A 9,726-nucleotide genomic window follows, 5' to 3' on the forward strand; every position below is an offset into this window, starting at 1 on the left:
GGCATGATCGTCTACTCGGGCGGCGGTGCATACGGCCAGCCGTTTATTCATCAAGGCGCGGTCGCGCTGAAAGATACGCTGGAGCAGGACAGTGAGATGTTCCCGATCTTCGGCAAACGTATTGCAGAAAAAGCACAGGAGCTTTTCGCAAAATAAGAAAAGCAGGTGCTTTGACAGATGGCACGGCATCGTCCGCGCCAATATATTTGATTCCAAGAGAGAAGAGTGGGTAGTATGGAAATAGAGATCAGAATCAATCAAAAACAATGTAAAGGCTGCAGAATATGTACGACATTTTGCCCGAAGGGCGTGCTTGCGCTCGACGCACTCGGCAAGATGAGTATTGCGAATAAAGAAGCTTGTATCGGTTGCGGTCAATGTGAACTTCGTTGCCCCGACTATGCAATTCAGGTAGATAAGAAGGTGACGAAATGACAAAAGCAAGATTGATGCAAGGTAACGAAGCGTGTGCAGAAGGCGCACTCGCGGCAGGTGTCCGTTTCTTCGGCGGATATCCGATCACGCCGTCGACGGAGATCGCAGAGCAGATGGCTCTTCAGCTTCCGAAATTCGGCGGTACGTTCATTCAGATGGAAGACGAGATCGCTTCGATGGCGGCTGTCATCGGTGCCTCTCTCGCAGGTAAAAAAGCACTCACGGCAACGAGCGGCCCGGGCTTCTCCTTAAAACAGGAGCTGATCGGTTATGCGGCTTGTGCCGAGATCCCTGTTGTTATTGCCAATGTACAGCGTGTAGGCCCGTCTACGGGTCAGCCGACCAGCCCGTCGCAGGGCGATGTCATGCAGGCACGCTGGGGCACGCACGGCGACCATCCGATGATCGCGCTTTCGCCGTGGTCGGTACGTGAAGCGTTCGATGTTGCGGTCAAAGCCGTCAACTATTCGGAGCGTTTCCGCACGCCTGTCATCATTCTCCTCGATGAGATCGTCGGTCATATGCGCGAAAAAGTAGAGCTTCCCGAAACGGTAGATGTCTACCCGCGCCGCACGCCGAAAGCAGGCGCGCTTCCGTATGAACCGATGGAAGACCTCGTGCCGAGCCCTGCCAACTTCGGTGAAGGTTCGCATATGCACGTAACGGGTCTTATCCATGACGAAACGGGCTTCCCGTCGGGCAGTGCCAAAGTAACGGCAACGGCAACCGATCGTCTTCACCAAAAGATCGCCATCGCACAGGATGAGATCACGCATTACGACGAATTCTTCATGGATGATGCCGAATATGCAGTCCTCGCTTACGGCGGTACGGCACGTACGGCATACGCGGCAGTCGAAGCGGCTCGCGAAAAAGGTATTAAAGTCGGCATGGTACGCCTGATGACGATCTGGCCGTTCGCTGATAAAGTCGTCAAACAAGTTGCAGAAAAAGTCAAAGGTATCCTCGTGCCCGAACTGAACTACGGTCAGCTCGTGCGCGAAGTAGAAAGAGCGGCGGGCGGTAAAGCACTCGTTAAGTCGCTCGCGAAATACAACACTGAAATTTTCGTTCCCGACGAGATCGAAACGGGAATCAACGATATGATCGCGGAGGTAGAGTAAGATGAGAAGCTATGAAAAATATTTTCGTATGAACCGCCTCCCGCACATCTGGTGCCCCGGCTGCGGTAACGGTACTGTGATGAAAGCCATCGTACAGGCGATCGAAAAACAGAACCTCGACCAGGACAAAACGATCATCGTATCGGGTATCGGCTGCTCGTCGCGTGCGTCGGGCTACATGAACTTTGATACCGTACATACGGCACACGGCCGTGCGATCCCGTTCGCAACGGGTATCAAGCTCGCCAACCCCGAGCTCAACGTTATCGTCATCACAGGTGACGGCGACTGCACAGCCATCGGCGGCAACCACTTCATCCACGGTGCGCGCCGCAATATCGACCTTACGGTCGTTCTCTTCAACAACAACATCTACGGTATGACAGGCGGTCAGGCATCGCCGCTCACACCGACGACGCACAAAGCAACGACGGCTCCGTACGGTGCGGTAGACCGTCCGTTCGATCCGTGCAATCTTGCCGAAGCGGCAGGCGCATCGTTCGTTGCCAGAAGTACGACGTACCATGTCACGCACCTTACCGACATGATCGCCAAAGCCATCGACAAAAAAGGTTTCTCGCTCGTAGAAGCCATCACGCAATGCCCGATCGGCTACGGCCGCCGCAACAAACTCGGTGACGGTCCTGCGATGCTCGAAGCAATGCGCGATACGGCTGTTATGAAAGCGGCGTACGACAAGCTCGCGCCCGAAGTACAGCAGACGAAATACCCGATCGGTATTTTCTGTGACAAAACGATGCCCGAATATACCGAACAGTACAGAAAAATTCAGATCATGGCGGGAGGTATTGCAGAATGAAACAGATCCGTTTATCCGGCTCGGGCGGACAAGGCGTAATAACCGCCGCTATCATCATGGCAGAAGCCGCTGTTGCCGAAGGCAAAGAAGCTGTACAGACGCAGTCCTACGGCCCTGAAGCACGCGGTGGTGCTTCCAAAGCGGAAGTCATCATCTCCGATGCGCCTATCTACCATCCGAAAGTAACGACCCCCGACCTCCTCTTGGCAATGACCCAGCAGGCGGCAGACAAATATATCAAAGACCTCGCATCTGATGGTATCCTCGTCATTGACGAAGACCTCGTACCGAACCCGCCCGCACACGGCACTATCGTACGTGTACCGATCACACGCATGGCTGTCGAAGAGATCGGCAAAGACCTCTTCGCCAACATCATCGCACTCGGTGTCGTCACGAAACTCTCGGGCGACGTATCGCTCGACGCTGTGCGCGAAGCCGTTGCAAGTCGTGTACCGCCTGCAACGCTTGAAAAAAATATGAAAGCATTGGAACTCGGTTTCAAAGCGGCAGAATAAAAAAAGAGAGGATAGCTCGTCTATCCTCTCTTTTTCTCTCGTTTCGTCACTTTTTATGAAAAACTGCCAAGCGATTTACAAATGACAAAAATCTGTTATACTGAAATAAGACGGTTACACCGTCATTTTATCGCCGTATTATGACGGAAATACATATACCGTATGCGCAATATGCCAACTATCTCCCTTAGGCAAACGCGCAGGAAAGGAGAATGATATGGGAGTATTTGAACGAACAAATTATGAAAACATATTGGCGGAATTAGGCCGCATCCTCGGTGCCGATGACCGCGTGACGGGTATGATACCCGACACGGAGGGCGATCCGAGTGCTGCCGAGAGCTACGGCAGGCAGTACTACAAGCAGCTGGCACCGATCGCCGCAAGACAATTTCCGGTCGTAAGCGCGCTTACGAATACCGGAATACAGTTGATGCAGCCGAACGGCGCGCAGGAACTTTGGCGCGATGCAAAAGACGGCTATACAAGGGGCAAAAGCAATTTTGCCACAGGCTTGTCGCTTGCCGATGATGCCGAGATGTTCCCCGACAGGCAGGTACGTCTTGCGGACGGTACGGTCGGCAGTGAAGAACGTATCCGCGATTACAAGTGGGAAGGGCTGGAGGAATTGGGGCGAGGCATTGGTTACGGCGCCCTCAATATCCCCGATGCGGTGCTTGGGCTTGCTGTCGATGAAGATGATCCGCTCCGTGCGCCATTGTACACCCAAAAACGTGAACTGGCCTATGAGCCGACAGGTGATGAAGCGGTAGACAGCGCGCTTTCGGCAGTCCATACGCTGGGCAGTGTTATCGGTGAATCGGGCGGTACTTACGGAACAGGTAAGGTGCTTACCGGTCTGGCGAAAGAGGGACTGCGTACCGTAGCACCGCATGTACCGCACATGGTCGATATGCCCGACGCGGTAAAGGCCATGATACCAAACTCTGCTTATAATATGATGGGGCGCGTGCCGCATATCGAAGATGTGCTGAAATCAAAACTTGGTCCCGATGTCTACAACGCTATTGCGAACGGTGTCATCGATGTCGCCACAGTCCATCAGATGGCCAAGGAAGAAAACTGGGACAGTAAAGAACTTGAGCTGATACTCGAGTTGCTGGCTGTCGCTCTTTCGGGATATGAGGTTAAAAAAACACTGCCGATGAAGAAGGATTGGACACTTCCTACGCCGACGGTGTATCCGAAGAAACCGCCCGAGCCGACAGAAGAGAGCATCAATCCGCACGTACCAAGACTCATGGGAAACGAGAAAGGGATCGTGCGCGATAAATATAACAATCCGAAATTTATCTTGCCCAAAGAATACATCGATCCCAAGACAAAAAAACCGTATCCGTGGGCACCTGTGCCGCATCAGATGGGGAAAGGGTTCGATCAAAAGAAAAAAGAGCTGAGAAGAAGTGCTGCGTACAAGGAAGCCGAGGCGAGAGAGTTTGGCCGATATGTACACGATATCCACAATGAAGAGATCGACGTACAGATGCCTCAATCGCTGGTAGGTTGGCCGAAAAAAGCATATATCAGAAAATACGGTGAGATACCGACGGTACCGGAAAACCCCGACTTGTCTCCGAGCGATAGTCTGATCTTAGGTCAGGAGCTCAAACGTGTTTTCGGCAAACGTGCACAGGTCGATGAAGTCGGCGACAGCAAGTTCCACATCACGCTTCCGAACGGCATCGAATTGAATGCACAGACGGAGAAAGATATCGTGGTTCCGTCTGTAAAAGCCGCTTCCATTCGCAAGCAGTACGACTTGCCGAATCGTACGATATTTAAGCTCAAGGGTCATCTTGATGAGGTGGATTCCGAAGCACTCATTCGCTTGAGCAGTCTGCATGATGTTGATACACTGCAGCATGAGGCTGTTCATTTCGCACTCAATACGGTCACGACACGCAAAGAAAAACAGATGCTCGAAGAATTGTTCGGCACGAATGAGGAAAACCAAGTAGCAGGCATCATGCAGGCCATCGCCGATGAACGCAATGCACGAGCAGAGCATCCGATGCCGATCATCAGAACGGTCTTGCGCAAGATCGAAAACCTCGGCGGATACGTCAAGTCGTTTGCCGAAAATGTACCGACAGCCATTGCCAAACGGAGCCTCTCGTATCTGGAAGGTCGTCCGAAAAAAGATATCCTGCGCGACTATGCCGAAAGCTTCGTTGACGGGTCTGTCTGGGGACGCGACATCGCACCTGTTATGCGAGAGCTGCTTGAGCGAAACAGAGCCGAGATCATGGACACCATCACCAAAAACCACAGCCGATATTTTACGGAACGAGAACGCTTCGTTATGAGCACGCGCCCGCCGCATATCATGTCGCTCATCACGCATAACAACGCACCGCTTATCGTTGATAACAGCGTTCTGGACAAAGTCCTGCTCGAAAAACACGGCAAGGAGATCAAGCCCGAACATGTGGCAAGATTGAATGAGGAGATCGAACAACCGATGATCATCATTGACGGTACGTGGAAACCGAAAGGAAAAACGAAAGAAGAAAGAGAAGCGTATCGCGATAAACATAAAGGAACGTACAATTTTATCCTCGGCATGGAAGATAACCACAAGCAGAATATCATCGTTCCTGTCGGGGTCGATTATGACCTTAGCGGTAAGAATAAAGAAAAAGTCAACAAAATAAAAAGTATGTACGGTTATGGCACCAAAAATAAAGAAGAATACAGAACGAATATCCATGAGATCATGGAAATGGTCAGACACAAAGACTTGGTCTATGTCGATAAGGACAAGGTGCTTGAAGCAGTACGCAAACATCGCCCCAAAGAGTTCGAGCGTATCCGCGATTATCTCGACAAAAAGCTTCCGCCAAACGTCCATACGGTCGAATCGTATCGCGAATATCGTAAACGCCGCGGTATGAAACCGATCCGCGAATCGCGCGACTAGCGCAACATAAAAAAGCAGACTCTGATGAGTCTGCTTTTTGTTTATCAATCAGGCTGTATCGACGGCTGGCTCGTGACGACAGACAGGGCGACAGTCGTCTTGGTGCGGGCAATGCCGTGATGTGCTTTGATCTTGTTGAGAAGTACCTCAAGTGTATGAGTATTCTGCGTGATGATCTTGAGCGAGAAGTCAAAATCACCTGTGATGTAAAGACATTCCTGAATATCGGGCTCGCCTTTGACGAACTCGGTGAAGCTGTCGCTGTAACGCGGGCTTTCCAGACCGACGAACATGAGTGCGATAAGCTCCTTGTTCAGTTTGTGCGGATTCAAGATCGCGCAGTATTTCTCGATGACACCTGCATTTTCCAGCTTTTTAAGACGTTCGCTGATGGCAGGCATCGACATACCGATCTCGGCGCTGAGATCGGAGATGGTCTTGCGTGCATTTTGCTGCAATAGACGGAGAATTTTTACATCAATATCATCCATAAGTAGTCACCCGATCCTTTTTTTCTTATTTGATAACGATCTCTTTATGTGAACATGGATAAAAAAATAAAAGCTGATGACTTATTATACCATGAAAAACAAAAAATATAAAGCAAAATCAAAAAATTCTTATTTTTTATAGGCGAACGCAAAATGAAAAAAATATAGACGGCAATGCGTGCGAATAACAGGAAAAAGCCGTAGGTGATAGAATACAATAAGGTACGGGATTTTTATTTGGTATACGGTAAACAAGAAGGGTCTGGAAATAGATGAAGAAATCAAATGTACAAATAAACGGAAGAATAAATAAGTTGATAGCCTTTTTGGTCTTCCTCCTGATCGTGGCTGTCGGGCGCTTGGCATGGCTCCAGATTGTCGTGGGCGATGATCTGACGGATAAGTTCCACAACATGAGCATGCGCGAATATAAGCTCCAGTCGCCGCGCGGCGGTATCTACGACCGCAACGGACGCGAGCTTGCGATCAGCATCGAAACGAAGTCGCTCTTCGTCGATCCGAAGGTAGTGATGGAGAATGCGGAAAATATGTCGCCGCAGGAAGCGGTATCGCTTATCGCGCCGATCGTCAATATGCCTCCCGAGGAGATCATGAAACTTATCGAACGCGGCGGTCAGTTCGCGTGGGTCAAACGACATTTGGAAACAGAAGAGATCAATCGTATCAACGAGGTGCGTAAGAATACGAAGATCAAAGGGTTTGCGTATTATCCCGAGGTCAAGCGATACTATCCCTTGAACTCGGTGGCGGCGCAGGTCCTCGGGTTCGTTAATCAGGAAGATAAAGGTATCATCGGCGTCGAGAATATGTATAACGATATCTTAAAAGGGTCGGTCATGATGCAAAAGGTCACCGTCGATAACTACGGACGTGCGATCGGTGAATCGGTACACGTGCCGAAGTTCATCCGCGACGGCAAGGCCATCTATCTGACGATAGACAGCCAGATACAATGTATCGCAGAAGCGGCGATGGACGAAGCAATGACGGTAAACAAGACGAACAAAGGTACCATCATCGTCGTCGATCCGAAAACGGGTGAGATACTGGCGATGGTAAGCCGTCCGACGTTCGACCCGAATAAGCTTGATAAGCTTGAGAATGATCGTTTGATCGTCAACGGTATCACGCACGGGTATGAACCGGGCTCGACGTTTAAGTCGGTCGTAGCGGCGATGGCGATCGAAGAAAAAGTCGTATCGCCCGATGAGGTGTTCTATGACAGCGGATATATCGAAGTATCCGGGCACCGTATGAAAAACTGGGATGGTAAAGGTCACGGCAATGTGACGTTCACCGATATTATCAAGAACTCTCTCAATACAGGGTTCGCTAAAGTAGGCCTCAGACTTGGCGGAGAAAGACTGCTTTCGTATGCTAAGAAGTTTGGTTTCGACCAAACGACGAATATCGAACTGCCGGGTGAAGAAAAAGGTTTCTTGTTCCGCTCGGCACGTGATATGGTAGATTCGGATATCGCTACGATGTCGATCGGACAGAGTATCTTGGTAACGCCGATACAGGTCTTGATGGCAGTATCGTCGCTTGCCAACGACGGCGTGCTCTTGCAGCCGCGTATCATTCGCGAGATCAGGAATGCCGACGGTTCTGTCTACGAATCGCACAAAGAAAGCATCGTCGTACGCCAGACGGTATCTGCCGAAACGGCGAATACGATGAAAGGTCTGCTTGAAAAGGTTATCTCCGAAGGCGGCGGCAGCAAAGCGCAGATACCGGGGTACCGCGTTGCAGGGAAAACAGGTACGGCACAGAAGGTAGAAAAAGGCGTCTACAAACCGGGTGAATATATCGCCTCGTTCGTCGGCTTTGCTCCGGTAGAAAATCCGCGTCTTGCGGTCATCGTTGTCATCGACAATCCGTCCGGCAGCAGTTATTACGGCGGGCAGGTAGCCGCACCTGTTGCGAAGAAGATCCTGCACGAGTCGATGAGATATCTCAATATCCTGCCGAATGAAACGGCGACAACAGAACTTCCGCGTAATGAAAGACAGACGCCGAAAGCGATGCCGAGCGTGAAGGAGAAGAAGGGTCTTGTGATGGTGCCCGATGTACGCGGCAAGACGATGAAAGAAGCGATGCGCGCGCTCATGTCGGAAGGCCTTACGATGATACCGGAAGGTACGGGTATCGCGGTCAGCCAAGATATCACGCCGCATTCGTCGGCGCAGGCAGGCTCGGCGGTGCGCGTCCGATTTGAACCGCGATGATGATTGATAAGTAAAAGGGACGGCTGATGCCGTCCCGTGAACGAGTCCGAAGGTTACTTTTGCATATTCGCTTCATACTGTTCGATCATGCGACGTACCATCTGACCGCCAACACGGCCACAGTCGGCACTTGTCATGGTCGCCCAGCCGTTTTGGCGGACAGTATCGGCAATCCCCAGCTCGGAAGCAATTTCAAATTTCATCTGATCCAAGGCATTTTCTGCTGCCGGATTGACAGGTTTTCTGCTTCTGGACATTTTCGAATCACCTCCTTTGCAGTTGTGTAATCGTAGTATGTCACAGAAGAAAGATCATATGCGATTTGAAAAGCGTGTAATTTGTGGCAGATTTTTGTCAATACTACACAAGATCGGATGATAAGTTTTAAATAGAGGTGACAGGTTATGTATCAACGTCCCGTATGGGCGGAAATAGACCTCGGCGCGATCGCGTCGAATGTACGAAATATCAAACAGAAGATCGGTCAGGAAACGAAACTGTGTGCTGTCGTCAAGGCTGACGCGTACGGGCACGGTACGGTGCAGGCGGCGCGTACGGCACTTGCCGAAGGTGCCGACTATCTGGCGGTCGCTGTGCTTCGTGAGGCGCAGGAACTTCGTCACGGCGGTATCACGGCACCGATCTTGATCTTGGGAGCAACGCCGATCGTGCAGGCGCGCGATCTCCTCGAACACGATGTCGAGCAAGCCATCTTCTCGCTCGATATGGCAAAAGCCATCTCCGAGATGGCTGTCGCGATGAACAAGGTCGCACGTGTCCATATCAAGATCGATACGGGCATGATGCGTGTCGGTATCCATCCCGAAGAGACGGGCGATTTCGTCAAAGCGGTCATGGCGATGCCGAATATCAAGATACAAGGTATCTTCTCTCACTTCGCGATGGCAGACGTACGCGACAAGACACATGCGATCGCGCAACTCGAAAAATTCCGCGAGGCAGTACGCTTGGCAGAGCACGCAGGTGCCGATATCCCGCTCAAACAGATCGCCAACAGCGCGGCGATCCTCGATATGCCCGAATCGTACTGCAATATGGTACGGGCAGGCATCATTCTCTACGGCCTCTTGCCATCCGATGAAGTATCGTGTGATATCGAGCTTCGTCCTGCGATGACGCTCAAAGCA

At 51.1% G+C, this 9,726-nt stretch carries 9 protein-coding genes; 7 read left to right on the plus strand and 2 right to left on the minus strand.

The genetic code is table 11. The features are described 5' to 3' along the window. Positions 1-234: 234 nt before the first annotated feature. The 5 genes from IJN28_00700 (at position 235) to IJN28_00720 (ending at position 5,838) form a co-directional block, all read left to right on the plus strand. Positions 235-435, plus strand: a complete 201-nt coding sequence (locus tag IJN28_00700) for a 4Fe-4S binding protein (GenBank protein MBQ6712291.1) — start codon at positions 235-237, stop codon at positions 433-435. Then, positions 432-1,559, plus strand: a complete 1,128-nt coding sequence (locus IJN28_00705) for a 2-oxoacid:acceptor oxidoreductase subunit alpha (GenBank protein ID MBQ6712292.1) — start codon at positions 432-434, stop codon at positions 1,557-1,559. The genes IJN28_00700 and IJN28_00705 overlap by 4 nt, the downstream gene beginning before the upstream one ends. A gap of 1 nt (position 1,560) precedes the next feature. Next, positions 1,561-2,379 (plus strand): 2-oxoacid:ferredoxin oxidoreductase subunit beta, encoded by an 819-nt coding sequence (locus IJN28_00710; protein ID MBQ6712293.1) that lies wholly within the window; start codon positions 1,561-1,563, stop codon positions 2,377-2,379. Continuing rightward, entirely contained in the window at positions 2,376-2,897 is a 522-nt protein-coding gene (locus IJN28_00715; GenBank protein ID MBQ6712294.1) for a 2-oxoacid:acceptor oxidoreductase family protein, read from the plus strand. The genes IJN28_00710 and IJN28_00715 overlap by 4 nt, the downstream gene beginning before the upstream one ends. A gap of 217 nt (positions 2,898-3,114) precedes the next feature. Beyond that, entirely contained in the window at positions 3,115-5,838 is a 2,724-nt protein-coding gene (locus tag IJN28_00720) for a hypothetical protein (protein MBQ6712295.1), read from the plus strand. Positions 5,839-5,882: 44 nt separating this feature from the next. Here IJN28_00720 and IJN28_00725 read toward each other — a convergent pair whose 3' ends face one another. Beyond that, positions 5,883-6,329 carry an Lrp/AsnC family transcriptional regulator gene (locus IJN28_00725; protein ID MBQ6712296.1) on the minus strand — a complete coding sequence of 149 codons (447 nt, stop codon included), beginning with the start codon at positions 6,327-6,329 and terminating at the stop codon, positions 5,883-5,885. A gap of 272 nt (positions 6,330-6,601) precedes the next feature. On the opposite strand from IJN28_00725, the gene IJN28_00730 reads away from it, so the two are divergent. Continuing rightward, positions 6,602-8,578, plus strand: coding sequence for a PASTA domain-containing protein (locus tag IJN28_00730; protein ID MBQ6712297.1), 1,977 nt, complete (start codon positions 6,602-6,604; stop codon positions 8,576-8,578). 53 nt (positions 8,579-8,631) lie between these two features. On the opposite strand, the gene IJN28_00735 is transcribed toward IJN28_00730, so the two are convergent. Then, the gene (locus IJN28_00735; GenBank protein MBQ6712298.1) at positions 8,632-8,835 is read right to left on the minus strand and encodes an alpha/beta-type small acid-soluble spore protein; all 204 of its coding nucleotides are present in this window, start codon (positions 8,833-8,835) and stop codon (positions 8,632-8,634) included. A gap of 147 nt (positions 8,836-8,982) precedes the next feature. Here IJN28_00735 and alr point away from each other — a divergent pair. After that, positions 8,983-9,726, plus strand: a 744-nt coding sequence (gene alr, locus IJN28_00740; GenBank protein ID MBQ6712299.1) for an alanine racemase, incomplete at its 3' end; no start/stop codon positions are given.

The organism is Selenomonadales bacterium (assembly GCA_017442105.1).
Taxonomy (GTDB): domain Bacteria; phylum Bacillota; class Negativicutes; order RGIG982; family RGIG982; genus RGIG982.

Excerpts from the sequence above, each read along its gene's own strand:
- IJN28_00700 (MBQ6712291.1), top strand. The coding sequence starts at position 235 with ATGGAAATAGAGATCAGAATCAATCAAAAACAATGTAAAGGCTGCAGA.
- IJN28_00705 (MBQ6712292.1), top strand. The coding sequence starts at position 432 with ATGACAAAAGCAAGATTGATGCAAGGTAACGAAGCGTGTGCAGAAGGC.
- IJN28_00710 (MBQ6712293.1), top strand. The coding sequence starts at position 1,561 with ATGAGAAGCTATGAAAAATATTTTCGTATGAACCGCCTCCCGCACATC.
- IJN28_00715 (MBQ6712294.1), top strand. The coding sequence starts at position 2,376 with ATGAAACAGATCCGTTTATCCGGCTCGGGCGGACAAGGCGTAATAACC.
- IJN28_00720 (MBQ6712295.1), top strand. The coding sequence starts at position 3,115 with ATGGGAGTATTTGAACGAACAAATTATGAAAACATATTGGCGGAATTA.
- IJN28_00725 (MBQ6712296.1), bottom strand. The coding sequence starts at position 6,329 with ATGGATGATATTGATGTAAAAATTCTCCGTCTATTGCAGCAAAATGCA.
- IJN28_00730 (MBQ6712297.1), top strand. The coding sequence starts at position 6,602 with ATGAAGAAATCAAATGTACAAATAAACGGAAGAATAAATAAGTTGATA.
- IJN28_00735 (MBQ6712298.1), bottom strand. The coding sequence starts at position 8,835 with ATGTCCAGAAGCAGAAAACCTGTCAATCCGGCAGCAGAAAATGCCTTG.